Origin of the sequence: Bradyrhizobium sp. MOS003 (assembly GCF_003020125.1) — a bacterium.
GTDB lineage: Bacteria > Pseudomonadota > Alphaproteobacteria > Rhizobiales > Xanthobacteraceae > Bradyrhizobium.
On the sequence record NZ_PYFW01000007.1, the window covers coordinates 81,526 to 103,936 of the forward strand.

Consider the following 22,411-nt stretch of genomic DNA (forward strand, 5'->3'; position numbering starts at 1 on the left):
TCTCCGCGGACGCGGAAGTGGTGGGTTACGCCGGCGGACCGGGCTTCGCGCAACCGCCCGCTAACCCACCAGACGAAAACCGCTGTCGGATCTTACTCCGCCGCTTCCGCGTAATCGCTCACCGGCGGGCAGGAGCACACCAGGTTGCGGTCGCCATAGACGTTGTCGACGCGCCCCACAGGGCTCCAGTACTTGTCCGTCCGCGAGCTGCCCGCGGGGAAGCAGCCTTCGGCGCGGGTGTAGGCGCGCGCCCAGTCGTCCTCAGCGATGTCGTGCACCGTGTGCGGGGCATGACGCAGCGGTGACGCTTCGATCTTGAAGCGGCCAGCCTCGACCTCGGCGATTTCTTTCCGGATCGCGATCATGGCGTCACAGAAACGATCCAGCTCGGCCTTCGATTCCGACTCGGTCGGCTCGATCATCAGCGTGCCCGGCACCGGGAAGCTCATGGTCGGCGCGTGGAAGCCGTAGTCGATCAGGCGCTTTGCGATGTCGTCGACGGTGACGCCGCTCGTGGTCTTGAGCGGACGGGGATCGACGATGCACTCATGCGCGACGCGGCCCTTCTCGTTCTTGTAGAGCACCGGGAAGTGCGGATCGAGCCTTGCTGCGATGTAGTTGGCGTTGAGGATCGCAATCTCGGTGGCGCGCTTCAGGCCTTCACCGCCCATCATCAGGATGTAGATGTAGGAGATGGTCAGGATCGAGGCCGAGCCGAACGGCGCGGCCGAGACCGGGCCGACCGGGGCTTTAGCCTTTGTCGCAGGATGGCCGGGCAGGAAGGGCGCCAGATGCGCCTTGACGCCGATCGGGCCCATGCCGGGACCGCCGCCGCCATGCGGAATGCAGAAGGTCTTGTGCAGATTGAGATGGCTGACATCGGCGCCGTAATCGCCGGGCCGGCTCAGGCCGACCTGCGCGTTGAGGTTGGCGCCGTCCAGATACACCTGGCCGCCATGGCCGTGCACGATGTCGCAGATTTCGCGGATGTGCTCCTCGAACACGCCGTGGGTCGAGGGATAGGTGATCATGACCGCGGCGAGATTGGCCGAGTGCTTCTCCGCCTTGGCGCGGAGGTCATTGACGTCGACGTCGCCGTTCTTCTCGCAGGCGACCACCACCACGTCCATGCCGACCATCGCGGCCGAGGCGGGGTTGGTGCCGTGGGCGGAGGAGGGGATCAGGCAGATCTTGCGGTGCGTCTCGCCACGCGCGGCATGGTAGCCACGGATGGCCAAGAGCCCCGCATACTCGCCTTGCGCGCCCGAATTCGGCTGCAGCGAGATCGCGTCATAGCCGGTGATGTCACACAGCCATTTTTCCAGCCGCGCGAACAGCGCGTGATAGCCGGCGGCCTGCTCGCGCGGAACGAACGGATGCAGCGTCGCGAACTCCGGCCAGGTCAGCGGCATCATCTCGGTGGTCGCGTTCAGCTTCATGGTGCACGAGCCGAGCGGAATCATCGCGCGGTCGAGCGCGAGGTCGCGATCGCTGAGCTTGCGCATGTAGCGCAGCATCTCGGTCTCCGAGCGATGCGCGTGGAACACGGGATGGGTCAGGAACGCGGTGGTGCGCTTCAAGCCGTCCGGCAGCGCCTCGCGCGTCTCCGCGTCGATCTCGACGTAAGCAAGCGTGCCGCCGAAGGCACGCCAGACTGCTTCGACCGTCGCTGACGTGGTGGTCTCGTCGAGCGCAATGCGCAAGCTGGTGTCGCCGACGCCGAGATTGATCTTCTCGGCCGCCGCTCGCGCGACGATCCCGGCGCGCTTGGCGCCGGCGTCCACGCTGAGCGTGTCGAAGAAGTTCTCGCTATCAGGCGCAAAGCCGAGCTTGCGCAGGCCGGCGGCCAGCACGGCGGCGCGGCGATGCACATTGCGCGCAATCTGCGTCAGGCCTTCGGGGCCGTGATAGACCGCGTACATCGAGGCGATCACGGCGAGCAGCACCTGCGCGGTGCAGATGTTCGACGTCGCCTTCTCGCGGCGGATGTGCTGCTCGCGGGTCTGCAGCGCGAGCCGGTAGGCAGGCGCACCGCGTGAGTCCACGGAGAGGCCGACGATGCGTCCGGGCAGCGAGCGCTTCAGCGCATCGCGCACTGCCATATAGGCCGCATGCGGGCCGCCATAACCCATCGGCACGCCAAAACGCTGCGCCGAGCCGATCGCGATGTCGGCGCCGAGCTCGCCGGGCGAAGCGAGCAGCGTCAGGGCCAGCAGGTCGGCGGCTACGATCGCGAGCGCGCCCTTGGCCTTCAGCGTAGCGATCGCGGGCCGGAGGTCGCGCACCGCGCCGGAAGAACCGGGATATTGCAGCAGCGCGCCGAGCACGTCGGCCCTGTCGAGATCAGTGAGGGGATCGCCGACGATCAGGGTCCAGCCGAGCGGCTCGGCGCGGGTGCGCATCACGGCCAGCGTCTGCGGATGCACGTCCTTGTCGACGAAGAAGGCTTGCGCCTTGACCTGCGAGTGCCGCTCTGCGAGCGCCATCGCTTCCGCCGCGGCGGTGGCCTCGTCGAGCAGCGAGGCGTTGGCGACGTCGAGCCCGGTGAGGTCGCAGATCATGGTCTGGAAGTTGAGCAGCGCCTCCAGCCGGCCCTGGCTGATCTCGGGCTGATAGGGCGTGTAGGCCGTGTACCAGGCCGGGTTCTCCAGGATGTTGCGCTGGATCACCGCGGGCAGGATCGTTCCGGAATAGCCTTGGCCGATCAGCGAGGTGAAGACCTGATTCCGGGCAGCGAGCTCGGCCATGTGCGCGATCGCCTCGGTTTCGCTCAAGGGCCTGCCGAGATCGAGCGGGGTGGCCTGCCGGATCGAGGCCGGCAGCGTCTCCGCCATCAGCGCGTCGACGCTCTTGGCGCCGACGGCTTCGAGCATGGCGGTGACATCGCGCGCCGACGGGCCGATGTGGCGGCGAACGAAGGAGGTGGCGGTGTCGCCGTTGGATTTGCGGTGCGCGGTCATCATGGGTCCTCGCTTTAGATTTCGTTGTCGCCGTCATGCCCCGCGAAGGCGGGGCATCCAGTACACGCAGGCGTCACGGCTTGAACCGAAAAGCCGAGGCGTACTGGATCGTCCGCCTGCGCGGACGATGACACCGAGTATGAGGTCAGAGTTCGCGTCATCTCACGCCGTGTGGGCCTTGTAGGCGGATTCATCCATGAGGCCGCCGAGCTCACCCTTGTCGGCCATCTTGATCTTGAAGAACCAGGCCTTGCCTTGCGCGTCCGAGTTGACCAGCGCCGGCTCGGCCACGAGCTCGGCATTGGTTTCGAGCACTTCGCCGGTCACAGGCGCGTAGACGTCGGAGGCGGCCTTGACCGATTCGACGACGGCGGCGGCTTCCGCCTTCTTCAGCGTGCGGCCGACCTTGGGCAATTCGACGAACACGACGTCGCCGAGCTGCTGCTGGGCATAGTCGGTGATGCCGACGGTGGCGACATCGCCGTCGATAGCGAGCCATTCATGGTCGGAGCTGTACAGCGTCGTGGTCATTGTCGATCCTCAGCGTTTGTAAGTGTTCTTGACGAAAGGCATGGCCGCGACCTGCACGGCCAAGCGCTGGCCGCGCACTTCGGCGAACAGGTTTGTGCCGAGCGCGCTTTGGCTCGTGGGCACATAACCCATCGCAACCGGCGCATTCAGGCTCGGGCCGAAACCGCCCGAGGTGACTTGTCCGATCGGCTCGCCGCCCGCGCTGTCGGCGAACAGCAGCGCGCCCTCGCGGACCGGCGCGCGTCCCTGGGCGAGCAGGCCGATACGGCGGCGGGCCGCGCCGTGATCGAAATGAGCGAGGATTTTTTCGGCACCGGGAAAGCCGCCGGCGCGCGCGCCGCCGGTGCGGCGGGACTTCTGCACCGACCATTCCAGCGCGGCCTCGACCGGCGTGGTCGCGGTGTCGATGTCGTGGCCGTAGAGGCAGAGCCCGGCCTCCAGCCGTAGGCTGTCGCGGGCGCCCAGGCCGATCGGCAGCACGTCCGGATTGTCCAGCAGCGTTTTGGCAAGACGGTCGGCATCGGCCGTCGGAACCGAGATTTCAAAACCGTCCTCGCCGGTGTAGCCGGAGCGCGAGACGAAGCAGTCGATGCCGGCAACCTTGCGCGGGCCGGAATCCATGAACTTCATGGCGGGCGCCTCTGCACACAATTTCGCCAGCGCCGCCTCGGCCTTCGGCCCCTGCAGCGCGATCAGCGCGCGATCCGTGAGAGAATCGATTACGCAAACGTCGGAGAGATGCGCGCGCAGATGGGCCTCGTCGGCGTCCTTGCAAGCGGCGTTGACGACCAGGAAGAGGTGATCGCCGAAATTGGCGACCATGAGGTCGTCGAGAATGCCGCCGTCCGCATTGGTGAACTGGGCGTAGCGCTGCCGTCCCGGCGCGATCGCCACGATATCCTGCGGCACCAGCCGTTCCAGCGCGCGGGCAGCGTCCTCGACCTTGCCCGATTTCGGCCGAAGCGCGATCTGGCCCATATGGGAGACGTCGAACAGGCCGGCGGAGGTCCGGGTATGGAGGTGCTCCTTCAGCACGCCCGCGGGGTATTGCACGGGCATGTCGTAGCCCGCGAACGGCACCATCTTGCCGCCCAGGGAGACATGAAGCCCATGAAGGGGTGTACGTTTCAGGGAATCTTGGTCGTCGCGCGCTAGCATCACAGGGGCCCTCGGCGGTTCCCCCGGGAGGATTCCCTGAGGACACCAGTCGAAGCCCCATCTGTCGCTGTGCCTGAGAGTATTATCCCGTCGGCGGGAGCCATCCGGGCAAACCTTCCTTAAAAGGTATTTGCCCGTCGGCGCCTCTTTCCAGATGCTGTCAAAGCCACGCGGTCCTTTTGCCTGAGAGTTTCCGGGGCGGTTGCTCCTTCGGCGCCGGCTGCCTAAAGCCGGTCTCTCCCGACGTGGCCGTACGATACAGATGGGTAAAGACCACAGCGGGGCCAAGCCTGTCAACGCGTCCGCGCGTCCTATCCAACGGGATTGAGCGCCTGCGGCAACCCTCTGATCTCTCTGCACAGTTTCTGGACAGCGAAGCTGGCCTTGTCTAAAAGCGCTTTGGCCCGCAGATATCAGCCTCAACGTTACGGTTTGGATGGCGAGAAGCGGGTCCAGGCACACCCGATTGGATGAACATGAGCGGCGTCAACGAGATCAGGTCGACCTTTCTGAACTTCTTTGCCGAGAACGGCCACGAGATCGTGTCGTCCTCGCCATTGGTGCCGCGCAACGACCCGACATTGATGTTCACCAATGCCGGCATGGTGCAGTTCAAGAACGTCTTTACCGGCGTCGAGAAGCGGCCCTATCAGCGCGCCACCACGTCGCAGAAATGCGTTCGCGCCGGCGGCAAGCACAACGACCTCGACAATGTCGGCTATACCGCGCGCCATCTCACCTTCTTCGAGATGCTCGGCAACTTCTCGTTCGGCGATTATTTCAAGGAGCGCGCGATCGAGCTGGCCTGGAAGCTCATCACCAAGGATTTCGGGCTCAACAAGGACAAGCTGCTCGTCACCGTCTACCACACCGACGACGAGGCGCACGGGCTCTGGAAGAAGATTGCAGGCTTCTCCGACGACCGCATCATCCGCATCCCGACCTCGGACAATTTCTGGGCGATGGGCGACACCGGTCCGTGCGGCCCGTGCTCGGAGATCTTCATCGACCGCGGCGACCACATCTGGGGCGGCCCTCCGGGCTCGCCGGAAGAGGACGGCGACCGCTTTCTCGAATTCTGGAATCTCGTGTTCATGCAATATGAGCAGGTGACGAAGGAGGAGCGCGTGGATTTGCCGCGTCCCTCGATCGACACCGGCATGGGTCTGGAGCGCATGGCCTGCATCATGCAGGGCGTCGACAGCGTGTTCGAGACCGATCTGTTCCGTCATCTGATCGATGCGACATCGTCCGCGCTGGGCCACGGGCCGAACGAGCAGACCGTGGCCTCGTTCCGCGTCATCGCCGATCATCTGCGTTCCTCGGCCTTCCTGGTCGCGGACGGCGTGCTGCCCTCGAACGAGGGCCGCGGCTACGTGCTGCGCCGGATCATGCGCCGCGCGATGCGTCATGCGCAGCTGCTGGGTGCGAAGGAGCCGCTGATGCATCGGCTGGTCTGGGCGCTGGTACGCGAGATGGGCCAGGCCTATCCCGACCTGATGCGCGCGGAAAACCTGATCGAGGAAACGCTGCGGCTGGAAGAGACCCGCTTCCGCAAGACGCTGACCCGCGGCCTTGCGATCCTCGACGAGAAGAGCGCGTCCCTGAAGAAGGGCGACATGTTCGACGGCGACGTCGCCTTCACGCTTTACGACACCTATGGTTTTCCGCTGGACCTGACCCAGGACGCGCTGAAGTCGCGCGGCATCAGCGTCGACCAGGCCTCGTTCACCGACGCGATGGAGCGCCAGAAGGCCAAGGCGCGTGAGTCCTGGAAGGGCTCGGGCGAAGCGGCTTCCGAGGCGATCTGGTTCCCGCTGCGCGAGAAGCTCGGAGCCACGGAATTCCTCGGCTACGAGACCGAGAGCGCCGAAGGCGTGGTGACCGCGCTGGTGAAGGACGGCAAGGAAGCCACGAGCCTCAAGGCCGGCGAGACCGGTGCGATCGTGCTGAACCAGACCCCGTTCTATGCGGAGTCGGGCGGCCAGGTCGGCGATACCGGTGTGCTCACGGGCGAGGGCGGCGTCAAATTCCGCGTCACCGACACGCAGAAGAAGCTCGGCGATTTCTTCGTGCATGTCGGCACGGTGGAGAGCGGCGAGCTCAAGCTCGGCACCGCGCTGCAGCTCGAGGTCGATCATTCCAGGCGCTTCTCGATCCGCGCGCATCACTCGGCGACACATCTCATCCACGAGGCGCTGCGCCAGGTGCTCGGCGACCACATCGCCCAGCGCGGCTCGATGGTCGCGCCGGACCGCCTGCGCTTCGACTTCGTGCATCCGAAGCCGATCACGGCGGAAGAGCTCGCCCGCGTCGAGGACATCGCCAACGATGTGGTGCTGGAGAACGACGAGGTCACGACCCGCGTCATGGGCGTTGACGAAGCCCGCGAAGCCGGCGCGCGTGCGCTGTTCGGGGAGAAATATGGCGACGAGGTTCGCGTCGTCTCGATGGGCAGGACCGCGCGCGAGCGCGGCGCCAACGCGCTCGGCTGGTCGGTCGAGCTGTGCGGCGGCACGCATGTCAAGCGCACCGGCGATATCGGCCTGATCACGCTCACCGGCGAGAGCGCGGTTGCTTCGGGCGTGCGCCGCATCGAGGCGCTGACCGGCAATTACGCGCGCCGGCACGCCAACGAGACCATGGCGCTGGCGAAGAGTGCGGCGAACGAGCTGCGCACCTCGATCGACGACGTCCCTGCGCGCATCACAGCCCTGATGGACGAGCGCAAGAAGCTCGAGCGCGAATTATCCGACGCCCGCAAGAAGCTGGCGATGGGCGGCGGTGCGTCCGCCGGCAGCAATGGTGCAGCCGCGGGCGTGCGTGACGTCGGCGACGTCAAGCTGATGGCGCGCGCGGTGGAAGGCATCGAGATGAAGGATCTCAAGAGCCTTGCCGACGACGGCAAGAAGCAGATCGGCTCCGGCGTCGTCGCGATCGTCGGGGTCACCGAGGACGGCAAGGCCGGCGTGGTGGTCGGCGTCACCGCCGACCTCACCGCACGCTTCAACGCGGTGAACCTGGTCAAGATTGCTTCCGAGGCGCTCGGCGGCAAGGGCGGCGGTGGCCGGCCCGACATGGCGCAGGCCGGCGGCCCCGATGGAGCCAAGGCAACCGAGGCGCTGGCGGCGATCGAAAAAGCGATGGCAGGCGCGTAAACCACCATGGAGCCCGTTCCGCGAGGACGTGGCTTGCGTGATCCCAATTTAAGGGATCGCCTCTATGAATTGCTTGAGCACGACCCGTTGGCTTATTCAGCCGGGTCGCGCTTCATCAAGTTCATCATCGGCGTCATCGTGCTCAACGTCGTCTCGATGATCCTCGCCTCGGTGCCGGAACTGGACGGGCAATTCGGCACGCTGTTCTCGTCCATCACAGCCCTTGCCGTGATGGTGTTCGCGCTGGAATATCTGGCGCGGCTGTGGACCGTGGCGGGCCACACCCAGCGCAAGGGCTCCGCGCTGTCCGACCGGCTCGGCTACGTGTTTTCGACGCTCGGCATCATCGACCTCATGGCGTTCCTGCCCGCGTCGATCGTGCTCGCCACCGGCCGGCACGCGACGCTGGCGGCGCTGGGCGTGCTGCCGTTCTTCAAGCTGATCCGGTACTCGCCGGCGATGCGCTCGCTGCTCGCCGCTGTTCATGCCGAGCGGCGGGCGCTGATCGGCTGCATCGTCATCCTGATCGGCGCGGTCTTGACCTTCGCCTCGCTGCTCTACGCCATCGAGCGCGACGTGCAGCCGGACAAGCTCGGCACCATCCCGCAGGCGATGTGGTGGGCGATCGTGACGCTCGGCACCGTCGGCTATGGCGACGTGGTGCCGGTGACGGCGCTCGGCAAGCTGGTCTCCACTTTCGCCATCATCTCAGGCTTTGCCATGATCGCGCTGCCGGTCGCGATCATCTCCACGGCGTTTGCCGAAGAGGTGAAGCGGCGCGATTTCGTCGTCACCTGGGGCATGCTGGCGCGGGTGCCGCTGTTCTCGCATCTGTCGGCCGCGGAGATCGCCGACATCATGCGTCTCTTGCGCGCGCGCACCATCGAGCAGGGCGAGATACTGGTCCGTCGCGGCGATGCGGCCTCGTCGATGTATTTCATCACCGCCGGCGAGGTCGAGATCGCGCTGCCGAGCCAGCACGTGCGGCTCACCGACGGCACCTTCTTCGGCGAGATCGCGCTGCTGCACAAAACAAAGCGCAGCGGTACGGTGACGGCGACGCGCAAGACGCGCCTTCTGGTGCTCGACGCCCAGGATTTCCACGCTTTGATCGAACGCATGCCTACGCTGGCCGACCACGTCCACACGACCGCCAAGGCGAGGCTCGCCGATACCGGCGACCTCGCGCTGGCGGAGCTGGCTCAGGCGGAGGGGGAAAGCGGGGGCGAGGCGAACTGATGAGGCGTGCTCCGCCTCAGCCTTTCTTCAGGAAAACATACTCGGCCGAGTAGGGCGCGCTTCTGAACTCGCCGGCCTTTTCGCACGTGCCGTCGAGCTTGCCGCCATGGGTGTTGATGCGCTGAACCGTGGTGACAGGCGTGAGGGCGCCGCTGCCGCGGCGGGCGGTGACCTCCAGCTTCAGCCAGGGGATATCGGCAGCCGTCGCACCGGGCGCGTTGCCAATCGCCTTGCCGACCACGGCGCTGCTGTCGGCGAGTTCCCAGTTCGGGCCGGCATAGTGCCTGCCGATCGTCTTGCCCTCGGACAGCAGCGTTGCGATCGGCTCACGGAAGGTCCAGGCGAGCTTGCCGTCGCTACCGGCTTTGCATTCGTAGACCTGCGCGCCCTCGGCGTGGACGCTGAGCACGACGCTCTCGCCCGGTGCGGCGATGGCGTCGGGAAGCGGCTCTGCAGCCCCGACCGGCCCGATCAGGGCCGTGAGCAGCATTGTGGGGCCGGCAAGCTTGATGAACATAATGGCATCTCCGGGCAAGGTCCCAAAAAGAAACGGGCCGCGCTGTTGCGCGGCCCGTGATGATGTCTGGCCCAGTCGGGCGAAATTGCGGTCGGCTCAGGCCGCCAGCTCCTTGGTCAGGTTCTCGGCGACCTTGTCGAGGAAGCCGGTGGTCGAGAGCCAGCGCTGGTCGGCGCCGACCAGGAGCGCGAGGTCCTTGGTCATGTAGCCAGCCTCGACGGTGTCGACGCAGACCTTCTCCAGCGTGTTGGCGAACTTGGCGAGCTCGGCATTGTTGTCGAGCTTGGCGCGGTGCGACAGGCCACGGGTCCAGGCGAAGATCGAGGCGATCGAGTTGGTCGAGGTCTCCTTGCCCTTCTGGTGCTCGCGGTAGTGGCGGGTCACCGTGCCGTGGGCGGCTTCCGCCTCGACGGTCTTGCCGTCGGGGGTGAGGAGCACGGAGGTCATCAGGCCGAGCGAGCCGTAACCCTGCGCGACCGTGTCGGACTGCACGTCGCCGTCGTAGTTCTTGCAGGCCCAGACGTAGCCGCCGGACCACTTGAGTGCCGAGGCCACCATGTCGTCGATCAGGCGGTGCTCGTAGGTCAGACCCTTGGCCTCGAATTCCTTCTTGAACTCGCGGTCGTAGATGTCCTGGAAGATGTCCTTGAAGCGGCCGTCATAGACCTTGAGAATCGTGTTCTTGGTCGAGAGATAGACCGGGTAGTTGCGCAGCAGGCCGTAGTTCAGCGAGGCGCGGGCGAAGTCGATGATGGAGTCGTCGAGATTGTACATCTCCATGGCGACGCCGGCGCCGGGCGCCTTGAACACTTCCTTCTCGATCACGGTGCCGTCTTCGCCGACGAACTTCATCGACAACGTGCCCTTGCCCGGGAACTTGAAGTCGGTGGCGCGGTACTGGTCGCCATAGGCGTGGCGGCCGATGATGATCGGCTTGGTCCAGCCGGGAACCAGGCGCGGCACGTTCTTGCATATGATCGGCTCGCGGAAGATCACGCCGCCCAGGATGTTGCGGATGGTGCCGTTCGGCGACTTCCACATCTGCTTGAGGTTGAACTCCTTCACCCGGGCTTCATCAGGGGTGATGGTGGCGCACTTCACGCCGACGCCGACCTTCTTGATCGCCTCGGCGGCGTCGATGGTGACCTGATCATTGGTGTGGTCGCGGTACTCCATGCCCAGGTCGAAATACATCAGCTCGACATCCAGGAACGGGGTGATCAGCTTGTCCTTGATGTACTGCCAGATGATCCGGGTCATCTCGTCGCCATCGAGTTCGACGACGGGATTGGATACCTTGATTTTTGCCATGATCGGGGAAGCCTCTTGGGAACGGCGCTTTTGGTGCGCCACGGGAATATCCGCCGCCTCATAGCACCCGGACGCGGCGGGCGAAAGCCAAGGGATTATGCACTTTTAGCCGATCCAGCCCCCACAGACGGGGGGCGGGGAGGCGCCCGCAGGCCGGGGCGGGCCTGAGGCTTCGGCAGAGATTCAAAAGTCGATTCCAACCCGTTATTTCCCTTGAGAATTTCGTCAGGACAGGCAAACGACAGGCGAACGGGCAGCCGGTCCCAAGGAGATCTTGGCAGCCGGCATGAATCAATTCCTGAGGCGGCCCCGCCAAGGCCTTGAGGGACAGAGTGAAAGCGAAACGAGATGTCGGGGACTGACAAGAGCAAGGCGGGTTTGTCCCTCGACGGTCCCATCGTCATCCTGGTCGAGCCGCAGCTCGGCGAAAACATCGGCATGGCCGCGCGCGCCATGGGCAATTTTGCGCTCGGTGCCATGCGTATCGTCAACCCCAGGGACGGCTGGCCCAACATCGCGGCCCAACGCGCCGCGGCCGGTGCCGACCACATTCTGGAAAAGGTCCAGTTGTTCGGCACGGTCGAAGAGGCGGTGGCCGACCTCGACCTGCTGTTCGCCACCACCGCGCGCCCCCACGACCAGGCCAAGCCCGTGGTCGGGCCGGAGGCGGCGGCCAGCGAGATCGCGGGTCACGTCGCGGCCGGTGGCAAGGCCGGTATCCTGTTCGGCCGCGAGCGCTGGGGACTGACCAACGAGGAGGTCGGCCTCTCAAACCGCATCATCACCTTCCCGGTCAATCCGGGTTTCGCCTCGCTCAACCTCGCCCAGGCCGTGCTGCTGGTCGGCTATGAATGGTTCAAGCGGGCGACCTCAGGCGAGCTGCCGCACGCGATGCCGGAGCGCTCCGAGCGCGCTTCGCAGCACCAGATGCAGGCTTTCTTCGACAACCTGATCCGCGAGCTCGACAAGGTGGAATTCCTGCGCCCGGCCGAGAAGCGCGACACCATGCTGGTCAACCTGCGCAACATCTTCAGCCGGATGGAGCCGACCAAGCAGGACATGCACACCCTGCACGGGGTGATCATGGCAATCGCCGAAGGGCGCAAGGGACCGGCCAAGGGCGGCGTGCTCGACGGCGAGCAGGCCACGCGCCTGCGCGCGCTCCTGGCCGAGCACGGGCAGGGCGGCGGCGTTCCCGACAGCGGCTCGACGGTGCGCGGTCTCGCCCGCCTGCTCCGCCGCAACCCGACCGATGCCGAGCGCCTGCTCTGGCAGGCCCTGACCCGCGACCGCCGCTTTGCCGGCGGGTTCAAGCGCCAGACCCCGGTCGGTCGCCACATCCCGGACTTCGTCTCGTTCCCGCACCGGATCGCGATCGAGCTGGTCAACCCGGGCGAGGGGGAAGCCATCGCAGCGGATCGCGCGTCGCGGCGGAATTGGCTCGAGGCGCGGGATTATCGGGTGTTGGAGGTCCGTGCGGCGGACGTGGAGCGCGATCTCGAGGCCGAACTGGCGCGGCTGCAGGGGATGATCGAGCAGGGCGCGTAACCCCCGGTCGATCAGCGCCGGTTCAGCGCTGAACCACAACCTTGCCGCCGACCAGGGTCAGTTCGCCTTGATATCCTTGATCTGCGCCTCTGGCACGGCCGTGTAGCCCGCGGAGAGTATCAAGATGTCCGCAAGCTTGCCGGGTTGCATTGTCCATTTTGCGCTGTCGGGCTCGCGAGCGCCTTCAGTTCCGGGATTTTCCGCCATCACCAATGATGGAGTAGGGCGCCCAAAACAGCGGATGTGCATAAGTGAATTGGGTCACGCCAGTGCTGTCGACATAGCCGGGGCCGTCCGCCAGCGCCATCATGGCTTGGCGGAGAGCCTCGCTTCTGGTCAAGGTCGGGTCTGCGCTTTGGCGTCTGAACAAATCCGTCACCAACTCGCGAGCGGACTGAGAGTGGACGGACCAATTGGTGACGAGCAAAGCCCGCGTACCCGCGTAGAAGAACGCGCGGCCCAAGCCCGATGCCGCTTCTGCGCCGGCTCCGGACGCCGCACCGGTGTTGCAGGCCGAAAGGACGACCCAGTCGGCATCCAACTTGAGTGACAGGATTTCTTCCATGGTCAAAAGCCCATCGCCCGGCCTGCCGGTGACCTTCGGGGAAGAAAGCGCCAAAGCTGGCTGGGTGAGACCATCGAGCTCGCCAGGAACCAGACCGTGAGTCGCGAACGCAAGCACCTTGAATCCCGAGAGGTCCATGGTCTTGACCGCTTGCTCGTTTGCATTCTCGCCGAGGAACAGAACCTTGGAGGGATCGGCCTGCAGTGCCGATGCGATCGACCTCAGCTCCTCTGCCGTATCTGGAAGCCGAGGAAGCATTTCGATGCTCGCGCTATCGGCGTCGTCGAGATCGGGGCTGCTGCGCCGCCTCAAGGGCATTCCGCGCGTCGTGGCCGCTGCAGACACGACCGTGGCGACTTCCTCCGCGCGTTTGCTCCGATCGTCGATGCTGAAAATGGGGTCGCCAAATGCAATTAGCTCTCCCCGGCCGGGCTTGCCCGGTGACAATTGGCGAAGGGTACGCAGGGCTGCCGCCGAAGGCACAAGCGTGACAGCATGCGAACGGGCAAGCCACGGCACCGCCCTGTAACTCGAGAAAAGAGGATCGTCCTCCGTCCAGGCCTCGACCGGCGCGGTTGGCAGGAGTGACAGGGGAAGCAGGCCAAGCGCGCCGTTCGTCGCGACGATGAGACTTTTGGCGGGCCTCCACCCGGCTTCGACCGGCTTCAGCAACAGGGAGTAGAGCTCGTAGCCGAGCTTCAGATCGAACGGGGGAATGTCTGAAATCATCGCCGCCTGGGGCTCAAGCGCAGCTCGGAGCTTTCGGATTCGGCTATCGACGTCGGCGCTGGTGGCCGCTATCTCGGCAAAGGCAACCGGTCCGGCCTTCGAAATTGCCCAGACGAAGCTTGCGTCCCTTCCAAAGTAGAAGGACAGCATGGCTTCGTTGTCGGCAAGAGTGGCCTTGATCTCCGCGACGCTTGGCGGCTTCGGAGATACCAGATCCGCATAGGTAGGAAATTTTTGATCGATCTCGATGCGTGCTTTTGCACGCTCGTCGCGCAGCGCGTTGATCGAGGCATTCAGAGAAGCGACGTTCTTTTCGTCGCGTTCCGCAGATGCCAGCGACAACACGTTGTTCAGCGCGCCGAGTTGCGCGCTGATTTGCTTGGAGAGATCCTGCTCCTGGCGAACCAGCTTGGCCAACTCGGGGTCTTGCGCGGCGCTGCGCGAGCTCGAAGCTGCGAGGGCTTGCTGGACCGAACGCCCGCGAATGGCGTCGGCCAATGCGAATGTTTCCGTGCCGACCTCGTCATTCGCAGTATTCTTTTGCCGAGCCAGCAACGCGACATAAGCCTCGACGGTCGCCTGCAATTGCTGGCTACGGGCGGCCTTTGCGCTCGCATCGTCGTCGTCGGCGTTGTCGCGCGATTGCGATACCAGCAGCGGAATGGCCGCTCTGAACTCGCGGATCGCGCTGTCTTCGTGCCTGGCGAGCATCAATCCGATCGCAAGGATCCCGCGCGCATTCGCAGTATCCGGATGGTTGTTGCCGAAAGAGGACGCAGCGCGCTCGACCAAGCGCTCCGCGGCGGCAATCCCGACCTGAACCTGCCCGGAGTTGTATAGCGACAATATTCGCGATCCATCAGTCTCGAACTTTTCGCGCTGGCGTGGTTCCCAATGAGCGATCGCCTTGTCCAAATCCGCGTAGACATGGCTTGCTTCGGCATACTTGCGCTGGATCACCAGGATAGAACCCAACTGCGAAAGCAGGCGAACGGTGGAAACGGCGTCATCGGCAACTCCGATGGTCCGATTGATCTCGATCGCAACGCGGGCAAGCTTTTCCGCATCTTCGTAGCGGCCCTCCTCGATGAGGATGCCGGCAAACCCGCGCATGAAATTGATCGTGACGGGGTTGTATTTTCCCACATCCTTCAACCGGGACAACAAGGCGCGCCGGGCGTCGACTTCGGCCTCGGCCAACCGACCTTGCTGCGCCTTCATGCGCGCCTGATTGAGAACCGCATAATCGATGCCTTGCCGCATCAGGGTTTCGGAGGGAGCATTGTCGAGTTGCAGAATGGATTTGATCGACGCGCGTTTGCGGGCCTCCTGAATCCTGTAGGCCTGCTCGGCCTCGCCGAACCGGCCCCGGGCCTCGAACAGGATCGCGTGACCGCTCTCGACCATGCTTTCCCAGTCGTCACCCTTAATAGCATAGGATGAACGCCAACCGGCTTCCTGGCTTGTGCGCGCTTCGTGGATGAGCGTGTCGTTCCTGCGGATATATTCATCCGCTTTTTCGATGTCTCCCATCTGGAGCAATATCTGTGCGATCTTGATGTTGGCGCCGAGCGCGTAGCCCTTTGCGCCGGCCAAGTTGGAACCTGCCAACTGGCGTTGGTTAATTTCCAGCCCTCTTTGCGGGTCTCCTGTCGCTGAGTATTCCTGGCCAAGAAATTGCAGAAAGCGGCCCATCACATTTGGGCTGACGACACCTTTCCCGACTTCAACGGCTTTCTCGCCGTCAGCAACAGCTTCAGTGAGCCGGCCGAGTTGCGATCGAGCCCTCGCGCGATCAAAATAGAACTGCGCAAGCTCCGCGCCGGCCTGAGCCGCTGGATCGGCAGCAGCCTTGGCCTTGAGCGCATCGATCTTTTTGAGGTTGGGCTTTTCGTTGTCGAGAATCGAGGTGATGTCGACGATGCTGCGGGGCGGTGGGAGAAACGCCGCAGGGGCCGCATCGTTGCCCGATGTATTGATAGAACGTTCGGGCGGCGCCGCGCCGGCATCCGCGCGCCGGTTCATATCAGCATCGGTTTGCGCGGATGATGACGCGGTTGGAGCCAGAAATAGCGAGCCGATCATAAGGAGCGACAGACACGACGTGACCCTGCGCTTCATCGAGACATGTTCCGTTTGCATCGCCTCTGCCATCGCAATCGATCAATGACGCCCAGCTCATATTATCCGGCTGATTGTCCTCCGACCGCTATACCGCAGCGCGCTCATTGAAACAGGGGCTTGCCCTCACGGCGAAATCCGACCCATCACTCGAATTCCGGCGGCCAACCCCGACGTGTTCAACGGTCAGCCGCTCTAGGATTGTCTCGGGCAGGCCTTATAGCCGAACTTGCTGATGAGGACGCTGCCTGGGACTGCATGAAATGTCCGGGAATCCATGAAATGATTGCCTTCGACGTAGCTTCGCAAGGCACCGTTGTAGGTCGCGGCCATCCGCGCCGTGACCGCGGGTGAAACTCCAGCATGGAACATCAGCTTGGCGCCTGGTTCGACACAAACGTTTCTGATCGAAAGGAACATCGTGCAGGCGGACTTGCAGACCCCCTGGATCCGGAATAGCTCGCCGCTTGAGTTGGCTTGCGCGATCATTGCCTCGTAGGGTTCGAGTTTCCCACCTTGGCCCCAGCCGGCAGACGTGCCGGCGAATGCAGATGACGAGATGCAAGTAGCAAGGATGATCCCCAGAAGTCGACGATGGGTCATGTTTTTTTGAGCCTCTAAATTATTTGCGACCGCGATGAATATTTTTGAAACGTGAGATCATGTTGGCAGCATCAAAAATGAAAATCAACAATCCAGATGGGCTCTCCGAACGGCTGTGAAAGCTTCGAAGGTTCCAATGAGGTTCATGATCGACTGCGATCGATAATCGATTCGTGCGGCCTACGCCTGGCCGCGGACGCACGAGGAGCTGCCCTGCGTGATTTCAAAGGCGTTCGCGCTCACCGCCGGACGGAATGTCCGGCGGTCGAAGTTGGCCGAAGCGTATCGCCATCTTGACGACATGGCCAAGACAGCAGTCGTGGACCGGCTGCGCGCGTACGGCCATCCCAGCGAAGCGTCAGACAACGTTCACGTCCGCGGCGGGTCGAGAAAAGCGTAGAGCGCGGCGATCCTGCCGTTCTTCACCATGATGACGTCCCATCCGGTGTAGTCGGGCGCCCCGCCGCGGGGGCCAGATCCCCAGGCCAGCCGTCCGGCGTTGTGAAGCGCCTGCGGCTCGCCGGTCGGCGTGTAAACGAAGTGGGGATGTGTGGCGCGCAGATCGCCGGCGAACTTGGCGATCGCGGCGCGACCGACAATGACACCGGGCGGGACGTAGAGGGTGGGGTTCTCCGTCCATAGCTCGTCGATTGCGGCGCGGCGGCGCTTCGCATCGCCTTCGCCGAAGACCTCCTGGAGGTTGCGACGAAGCAGTTCGTGGATCCGATCCACCGATTCATTTGTCTGGGTCATTGGCATTTCCATGATCAATCCCGAGGAAGTCCGCTCAGATCTGAACCTGACCGCCATCAACGAAAAGCTCGACGCCGTTGACGAAGCTGGCATCGTCGGAGGCGAGGAACAGCACGGCCTTGGCGATCTCCTCGGGCTGGCCGACGCGGCCGGCCGGGATCAGGCTCGCGAGATAGGACTTGGTGCCTTCCGCCTGCTCGCCGGCGCCGAACAGATGGTTCAGCCCTGGCGTTTCGGTCACGCCGGGGCTGACGGCGTTGACGCGGATGTGCCGATCCTTCAGGTCGAGGATCCAGCTGCGCGCGAAATTGCGTACGGCGGCCTTGGTCGCCGAATAGACGCTGAAGGCGGGGGTGCCCGAGACGCTCGTGGTCGAGGCGTTTAGTACGATGGAAGCGCCGTCGCGGAGCAAGGGCAACGCTTTCTGAACGGTGAAAAGGACGCCTTTCACGTTGGTGTCGAAGGTGCGTTGATAGTGCTCCTCGGTGATGGCGCCGAGCGGTGCAAGTTCGCCGCCGCCGGCATTGGCGAAGATCGCGTCGATCTGCTGGTGCTTCTTCTGGACGGCGTCGTAGAGCCGGTCGATGTCGGCGAGATTGGCCATGTCGCCCTGCACACCGGTCACGCCAAGGCCGATCGATTTCACTGCGGCGTCGAGCGCGTCCTTGCGGCGGCCGGTGATGAAGACCGAGGCGCCCTCAGCCGCAAAAGCTTTTGCGGTGGCAAGCCCGATGCCGCTGGTGCCGCCGGTCACCACCACGACCTTGTTGTTGAACCTGTTGGTCATCGTCCGTCTCCTTCGGAAGTTCCCGGCAAAAGCGCCGTTGCCCATCGTATATGTAATCGGAACGATGATGACGAGAGGACGCAAATATGGTACTTAGCGTTCTATTTGAGGAACGATGAAAGCTGATCTGAACGACTTTGCCTATTTTGCCGAGGTGGTCGGGCATGGCGGATTTGCGGCTGCTGGGAGGGCGCTGCGCGAGCCCAAATCAAAGTTGAGCCGGCGGATTGCCGGGCTCGAGGAACGCCTGGGGTTGCGCCTGATCGAACGCTCGAGTCGACGCTTCCGCGTCACCGAAGTGGGGCAGGCCTTCTACGAGCGTTGTCGCGCCATCATGGCGGAGGCCGAGCAGGCCGAGGCGCTGGTCACGCAAGCGCAGGCCGAACCGCACGGCCGCATTCGTTTCAGCTGTCCAACCGGCATGGTCGGGGAGATGTCCGGACTCGTGTCGAGCTTCCTGACGCGCTATCCCAAGGTGCGCCTGCAACTCGTTGCCATCGACAGGCCTGTTGACCTGATTGAAGAGCGGATCGACGTGGCCCTGCGGGTCCGTTCCGTGCTCGTCGGTGACGCGGCACTCACGATGCGGTCGCTCGGCACCTCGATGCGGATCCTTGTCGCAAGCCCGCAATTGGCAAGCCGGCTGCGAACTCTCGACGATCTTGCTGCGCTTCCGACGCTCGCGACATCCGATAACGACGCGATGGTCGAATGGCATCTGGAGACGAATGACGGGCAAGCTCGGATCCACAGGCATGAGCCGCGGATGGGATGCGGTGACTTCGGCGCGGTGCGTGATGCGGCGGTCGCCGGTCTCGGCATTGCGCTTCTGCCCGACCACCTCTGCCGGGAGGCGCTCGAGCAGGGTAAGCTCGTCCACGTGCTGTCGGACTGGCGTGGCCACAAGGGTATCGTGCATCTCGTGTTCACGACGCGACGAGGCCTACCGATGGCCGTTCGCGCTCTGATCGATCATCTCGCGGCGGGTTTCTCCAAGACGTTGCTGTAGCGCGGTCTTGCAGAACGGCAAGGGCGCGTAGCTTTGCCACCTGCGGGATCGGGTTTGTTCAGCCGCGTCCGAGCTGCACTTCGCGCTCCACTGCGATCCATGTCGTCCTCGCCACAGCGAGCAGCTTCCCGGCTTCATCGTGGAGCGCGGCTTCGGCCGAGCGCTTGCGGCCGTCGCGGCCGGTGGGCCAGGCGGTGACGATGCAGGGCACGCCGGGACGGGGACGGGCTTCGATGCGGGCTGCCATCCGTCCGAGCAGGAGCGGGGTCTTCTCGAAGCTGGCGCTCTGCTGGTCGTAATTGCAGGCAAAGCCGGTGGGGCAATCGAGCGCGGACCAGAGGAATTCCGGTGCGATGAGGCCGTCCTTGGCAGCGAGATTTGGATCGGGTACCCAGCTCGCGGCAAGAACGGGGGTCTTCGCATGACGGCCGAGCGGGCCGGCGAAGATGCGCAGGCCGTCACCTTTCGCCCTTGCTGGACCGCAGACGAAACAGTGTGGCAGCGGATGTTCGTCCGGCCTGGACAGTGCGAGCAATTCGGCTGCGCGGGCCTCCTGCAGGGTCGCTGTCTCGACCTGCGCAAGCTCGACGCTCGCGGTGCGGCCGGTGGCGACGGCCTTGTCGCCATCGCGAAGCTCAAATGTGCCATCGTCCGTTGCCACCGTAGCGAGCGGCGTGTCCAGAGGCGGCGGCGCACGCAGTGTCACCTCTGCAACTCCGGGGACGTGCCGGGCCAGCCGGCCGCAGACATAGCCGCCGTTGCCGGAATTCGGAGGACCGCAATAGCGCTTGTCGATGATGATCTGAGCCATCAGTCTTCCTCAGAGTTGGCGCACTCTACCCGATCCTGAGCACGATTCGCCCCTGAACCGTCCGGTTGGCCACGGCGCGCATCGCCTCAGTGACCTCCTCCAAAGGGAGGATACGATCGATATGCGGGCGGATTTGTCCGTCGGCGAGCCATTGCATCAGCGTGTCGTTCATGCGTGCGCCCTCGTGCGGGAATTTCTCCGCCCAGGCGCCGGCAAAGACGCCGACGATGGAGAAGTTCTTCAGCAGCGGCAGGTTCATCGGGATGGACGGAATCTCGCCGCCGGTGAAGCCGATCGGCATCAGTCGTCCGCCCCATTTCATCAGCCGGGCCATCTGCTCGAAGATCGCGCCGCCGACATTGTCGAAGCCGACATCGAGGCCGTTTCCCGACGTGATCGACTTGATCCGATCTCGCAAATCCTCGCTGCGGTAGTTGATGACTGCGCTGGCGCCATAGTCGCGGACCAAGGCTGCCTTGTCGTCTGAGCCGACGCCGGCGACGACGCGCAGGCCGAGATGGCGGCCGAGGTCGACGGCGGCAAGCCCAACGCCGCCCGCAGCGCCGGTGACGAACAGCGTTTCGCCACGCACGGCTCGCGCCCGCTCGACCAGCGCATAATAGGCCGTGCCGTAATTGTGCAGGATGGTTGCCGCCGCCTCGAACGTTACGCCGTCAGGCAGGCGCACGGTCTTCGACTCCTTCGCAATCATCCGTTCAGCGTAGCCGCCGGTCCAGCTGCTGCAGGCCACGCGGTCGCCGGGCGCGAACCTTGTCACGTCGCCGCCGACCGCCACGACGGTTCCGGAGGCTTCCGTACCGGGCACGAAGGGCGTCTGCGGCCGCATCTGGTACAGGCCCGAGACCATCAACTGGTCCATGAAACTGACGGACGCCGCGTGGACGTCGATGAGGATCTCGTCGCTGGCCGGCTTGGGCACGTCGATCTCACCGAGGCTGAGATCGCCCGGCCCGGTGAACGAATGACACAGAACCGCTTTCATCTTGGCGCTCCAACGGGATTAGATTTGGCGAGTTCTCTCAGCGGTGTCGCATATCCGGCGACGATCTTGACGAGATCAGCCTGCCGCGCAGCGCCGGTCTTATCGAACAGGCGGCGGACATGCGTCTTGACCGTCGATCCGGCAACGCCGAGCGCCGCGGCGACTTCAGGAATGCCGCCGAGCTCGACGAGGGCAAGCAATACGCGCAACTCGGCCGGCGTCAATTTGAAAGCCTTGCTGATCACCTCCGCGCGGGACGGGATCGGCAGGGCCGTCTTGCGCACGAACAGCGCTGCCGCCGCTCGGTGGTTTGCGCCGGAGTGTCGGCGCGTGCCTGCGGGCAGCGGCAGGGCGTCGGCGACGTAACGCTGGCCATCGCTCCCGGTCATCGGCACGGCGGTTGCGCCGGCGGCGGAACTCCGGTCGGCCTGTCCCGCAGCCGCGAAGGCACCTTGCAGAGTCAGGTTGGCTGGCAGATCGCTGACGACGAGACGCCCGCGGACCTCATGCAGGATGTCGCCGGCGTCGATGAGGGCGCGGCCTGCGATATTGGCGTGAATGAGATGGGCGTCGGCCTCGACCAGATACATCCCGGCATGGAGCCCGTCGAAGGCATCGGCAAACATGGCAGCATCGCCAGACATTTGGGGACAGGCGGACGCCCTCCACAACACCGCGGTCATCGGGGCGCTCCGATGCTCCGGGTGGTGTTAGGATCCCTCGTCCGGGTCCGCGCGAAGAGGCGCGGCAGCAGCATCGGAACGCGGCGGCGATACTGCCGATAGCTCTCCCCGAACTCCGCGATCAGATCCCGCTCTTCGAACTGCAACGCGGCCAGGATATAGGCGGTGTTCGCGAGCGCGAACAGCAGATGGCCGGCGGTCATCTCGGGCGTGGCCCAGAATGCGAGGAGGAAGCCCAGCATGATCGGATGCCGCACGATCTTGTAGAGCAGCGGCGTCTTGAAGGACGGCCCCTGCGGCTCGGTCCCGCGCAACTCCGCGAGGGCCTGACGCAGGCCGAACAGGTCGAAATGATCGATCATATGGGTGGAGGCGAATGCGATCAGCCAGCCGAGCCAATGGATGCCGGTCAGCAACCACGCCACGATTCCGGCGGTCTGCCAGATCGGTGCCGGGATCGGACGCCACTGCCAGAACAGCAGGAGGAGAATGAGGCTGGAGAGCAGCACGTAGGTGCTGCGCTCGCAGGCCACGGGAAGGACCCTGGTCCACCAGCGTTTGAAGGCCGGGCGCGCCATGACGCTGTGCTGGATGGCAAACAGGCTCATCAGCAGCAGGTTGACGACGATGGCTTCGGTCACATTCGAGGGGCTGCCGACGTCGAAGGGTAGATCGATCGACTTGGGTACGACATAATTGCCGACGAAACCGAGAGCATAGAGGAAGGACACCGTGAATACGGCATAGCTCACGATTGCGTAGAGCAGGATTGCGAGGCGCGAGAACATGGTTTTTCCTATTGTGCCTGATCCGGGGGTGCCGCATGCAGAGCGCGAAGCGGTCGCCTGCGAGCGGGTGCGATCCGGGCCGATGGCTACCGCGGCGCCGTCCCCTGTGCGTCCCCTGGGGACGCCCCGGAGGGAGA

Annotated in this window: 17 protein-coding genes and 1 riboswitch; of the genes, 4 read left to right on the plus strand and 13 right to left on the minus strand. The window is 64.5% G+C overall.

Translation table 11 applies throughout. The annotated features are described in order from the left end of the window. Nucleotides 1-92 precede the first annotated feature (92 nt). From gcvP to gcvT, 3 genes are all read right to left on the minus strand, one after another. Nucleotides 93-2,960, minus strand: a complete 2,868-nt coding sequence (gene gcvP, locus C7G42_RS26195) for an aminomethyl-transferring glycine dehydrogenase (RefSeq protein ID WP_199581172.1) — start codon at nt 2,958-2,960, stop codon at nt 93-95. 162 nt (nt 2,961-3,122) lie between these two features. Continuing rightward, a complete protein-coding gene (gcvH, locus tag C7G42_RS26200; RefSeq protein WP_106951824.1) occupies nt 3,123-3,491 on the minus strand; it encodes a glycine cleavage system protein GcvH in 369 nt (122 codons plus the stop codon). A 9-nt stretch (nt 3,492-3,500) separates the two neighbouring features. Then, nucleotides 3,501-4,649, minus strand: a complete 1,149-nt coding sequence (gene gcvT / locus C7G42_RS26205) for a glycine cleavage system aminomethyltransferase GcvT (protein WP_106951825.1) — start codon at nt 4,647-4,649, stop codon at nt 3,501-3,503. A 162-nt stretch (nt 4,650-4,811) separates the two neighbouring features. Then, a riboswitch (glycine riboswitch) is annotated at nt 4,812-4,902 on the minus strand. 223 nt (nt 4,903-5,125) lie between these two features. Here gcvT and alaS point away from each other — a divergent pair. Continuing rightward, nucleotides 5,126-7,807: an alanine--tRNA ligase gene (gene alaS / locus C7G42_RS26210; protein WP_199581153.1), complete on the plus strand. Its 2,682-nt coding sequence runs from the start codon at nt 5,126-5,128 to the stop codon at nt 7,805-7,807. Nucleotides 7,808-7,813: 6 nt separating this feature from the next. Beyond that, the gene (locus C7G42_RS26215) at nt 7,814-9,046 is read left to right on the plus strand and encodes a cyclic nucleotide-gated ion channel (RefSeq protein WP_106951827.1); all 1,233 of its coding nucleotides are present in this window, start codon (nt 7,814-7,816) and stop codon (nt 9,044-9,046) included. 16 nt (nt 9,047-9,062) lie between these two features. Here C7G42_RS26215 and C7G42_RS26220 read toward each other — a convergent pair whose 3' ends face one another. Further along, nucleotides 9,063-9,563, minus strand: coding sequence for a DUF3455 domain-containing protein (locus C7G42_RS26220; protein WP_106951828.1), 501 nt, complete (start codon nt 9,561-9,563; stop codon nt 9,063-9,065). 96 nt (nt 9,564-9,659) lie between these two features. After that, on the minus strand, nt 9,660-10,874 hold the full coding sequence (locus C7G42_RS26225) for an NADP-dependent isocitrate dehydrogenase (RefSeq protein WP_094895661.1): 1,215 nt from the start codon (nt 10,872-10,874) through the stop codon (nt 9,660-9,662). Nucleotides 10,875-11,222: 348 nt separating this feature from the next. On the opposite strand from C7G42_RS26225, the gene C7G42_RS26230 reads away from it, so the two are divergent. Continuing rightward, nucleotides 11,223-12,422, plus strand: a complete 1,200-nt coding sequence (locus tag C7G42_RS26230; protein ID WP_106951829.1) for a TrmJ/YjtD family RNA methyltransferase — start codon at nt 11,223-11,225, stop codon at nt 12,420-12,422. Between the two features lie 184 nt (nt 12,423-12,606). Here C7G42_RS26230 and C7G42_RS26235 read toward each other — a convergent pair whose 3' ends face one another. The 4 genes from C7G42_RS26235 to C7G42_RS26250 all read right to left on the minus strand — a co-directional run bounded on the left by C7G42_RS26235 (nt 12,607) and on the right by C7G42_RS26250 (nt 17,980). After that, nucleotides 12,607-15,870, minus strand: a complete 3,264-nt coding sequence (locus C7G42_RS26235; protein ID WP_106951830.1) for a CHAT domain-containing tetratricopeptide repeat protein — start codon at nt 15,868-15,870, stop codon at nt 12,607-12,609. Nucleotides 15,871-16,032: 162 nt separating this feature from the next. After that, nucleotides 16,033-16,440, minus strand: a complete 408-nt coding sequence (locus C7G42_RS26240) for a hypothetical protein (RefSeq protein ID WP_106951831.1) — start codon at nt 16,438-16,440, stop codon at nt 16,033-16,035. 369 nt (nt 16,441-16,809) lie between these two features. Beyond that, nucleotides 16,810-17,193, minus strand: a complete 384-nt coding sequence (locus C7G42_RS26245) for a nuclear transport factor 2 family protein (protein WP_106951832.1) — start codon at nt 17,191-17,193, stop codon at nt 16,810-16,812. A gap of 34 nt (nt 17,194-17,227) precedes the next feature. Continuing rightward, complete coding sequence (locus tag C7G42_RS26250) at nt 17,228-17,980, minus strand: SDR family NAD(P)-dependent oxidoreductase (RefSeq protein ID WP_106951833.1); 753 nt, start codon at nt 17,978-17,980, stop codon at nt 17,228-17,230. 115 nt (nt 17,981-18,095) lie between these two features. On the opposite strand from C7G42_RS26250, the gene C7G42_RS26255 reads away from it, so the two are divergent. Then, entirely contained in the window at nt 18,096-18,989 is an 894-nt protein-coding gene (locus C7G42_RS26255) for a LysR family transcriptional regulator (protein ID WP_106951834.1), read from the plus strand. Nucleotides 18,990-19,047: 58 nt separating this feature from the next. Here the strand turns inward: C7G42_RS26255 and C7G42_RS26260 are convergent, their stop codons facing one another. The 4 genes from C7G42_RS26260 to mddA are packed head-to-tail and all read right to left on the minus strand — an operon-like array spanning nt 19,048 to nt 22,274. Continuing rightward, a complete protein-coding gene (locus tag C7G42_RS26260) occupies nt 19,048-19,800 on the minus strand; it encodes a hotdog fold domain-containing protein (RefSeq protein WP_106951835.1) in 753 nt (250 codons plus the stop codon). Between the two features lie 25 nt (nt 19,801-19,825). After that, the gene (locus tag C7G42_RS26265; protein ID WP_106951836.1) at nt 19,826-20,803 is read right to left on the minus strand and encodes an NADPH:quinone oxidoreductase family protein; all 978 of its coding nucleotides are present in this window, start codon (nt 20,801-20,803) and stop codon (nt 19,826-19,828) included. Then, nucleotides 20,800-21,429: a helix-turn-helix transcriptional regulator gene (locus C7G42_RS26270; protein WP_245427957.1), complete on the minus strand. Its 630-nt coding sequence runs from the start codon at nt 21,427-21,429 to the stop codon at nt 20,800-20,802. The genes C7G42_RS26265 and C7G42_RS26270 overlap by 4 nt, the downstream gene beginning before the upstream one ends. Nucleotides 21,430-21,482: 53 nt before the next feature. Beyond that, nucleotides 21,483-22,274, minus strand: a complete 792-nt coding sequence (mddA, locus tag C7G42_RS26275; RefSeq protein ID WP_106951838.1) for a methanethiol S-methyltransferase — start codon at nt 22,272-22,274, stop codon at nt 21,483-21,485. Nucleotides 22,275-22,411 lie beyond the last annotated feature (137 nt).

What these genes read in the sequence shown, in the direction of transcription:
- C7G42_RS26235 (WP_106951830.1), bottom strand. Translation starts at nt 15,870, where the DNA reads ATGGCAGAGGCGATGCAAACGGAACATGTCTCGATGAAGCGCAGGGTC.
- C7G42_RS26240 (WP_106951831.1), bottom strand. Translation starts at nt 16,440, where the DNA reads ATGACCCATCGTCGACTTCTGGGGATCATCCTTGCTACTTGCATCTCG.
- C7G42_RS26230 (WP_106951829.1), top strand. Translation starts at nt 11,223, where the DNA reads ATGTCGGGGACTGACAAGAGCAAGGCGGGTTTGTCCCTCGACGGTCCC.
- mddA (WP_106951838.1), bottom strand. Translation starts at nt 22,274, where the DNA reads ATGTTCTCGCGCCTCGCAATCCTGCTCTACGCAATCGTGAGCTATGCC.
- C7G42_RS26270 (WP_245427957.1), bottom strand. Translation starts at nt 21,429, where the DNA reads ATGTTTGCCGATGCCTTCGACGGGCTCCATGCCGGGATGTATCTGGTC.
- C7G42_RS26215 (WP_106951827.1), top strand. Translation starts at nt 7,814, where the DNA reads ATGGAGCCCGTTCCGCGAGGACGTGGCTTGCGTGATCCCAATTTAAGG.
- C7G42_RS26225 (WP_094895661.1), bottom strand. Translation starts at nt 10,874, where the DNA reads ATGGCAAAAATCAAGGTATCCAATCCCGTCGTCGAACTCGATGGCGAC.
- C7G42_RS26265 (WP_106951836.1), bottom strand. Translation starts at nt 20,803, where the DNA reads ATGAAAGCGGTTCTGTGTCATTCGTTCACCGGGCCGGGCGATCTCAGC.
- C7G42_RS26220 (WP_106951828.1), bottom strand. Translation starts at nt 9,563, where the DNA reads ATGTTCATCAAGCTTGCCGGCCCCACAATGCTGCTCACGGCCCTGATC.
- gcvH (WP_106951824.1), bottom strand. Translation starts at nt 3,491, where the DNA reads ATGACCACGACGCTGTACAGCTCCGACCATGAATGGCTCGCTATCGAC.
- gcvP (WP_199581172.1), bottom strand. Translation starts at nt 2,960, where the DNA reads ATGACCGCGCACCGCAAATCCAACGGCGACACCGCCACCTCCTTCGTT.
- alaS (WP_199581153.1), top strand. Translation starts at nt 5,126, where the DNA reads ATGAGCGGCGTCAACGAGATCAGGTCGACCTTTCTGAACTTCTTTGCC.
- C7G42_RS26250 (WP_106951833.1), bottom strand. Translation starts at nt 17,980, where the DNA reads ATGACCAACAGGTTCAACAACAAGGTCGTGGTGGTGACCGGCGGCACC.
- C7G42_RS26255 (WP_106951834.1), top strand. Translation starts at nt 18,096, where the DNA reads ATGAAAGCTGATCTGAACGACTTTGCCTATTTTGCCGAGGTGGTCGGG.
- gcvT (WP_106951825.1), bottom strand. Translation starts at nt 4,649, where the DNA reads ATGCTAGCGCGCGACGACCAAGATTCCCTGAAACGTACACCCCTTCAT.
- C7G42_RS26260 (WP_106951835.1), bottom strand. Translation starts at nt 19,800, where the DNA reads ATGGCTCAGATCATCATCGACAAGCGCTATTGCGGTCCTCCGAATTCC.
- C7G42_RS26245 (WP_106951832.1), bottom strand. Translation starts at nt 17,193, where the DNA reads ATGACCCAGACAAATGAATCGGTGGATCGGATCCACGAACTGCTTCGT.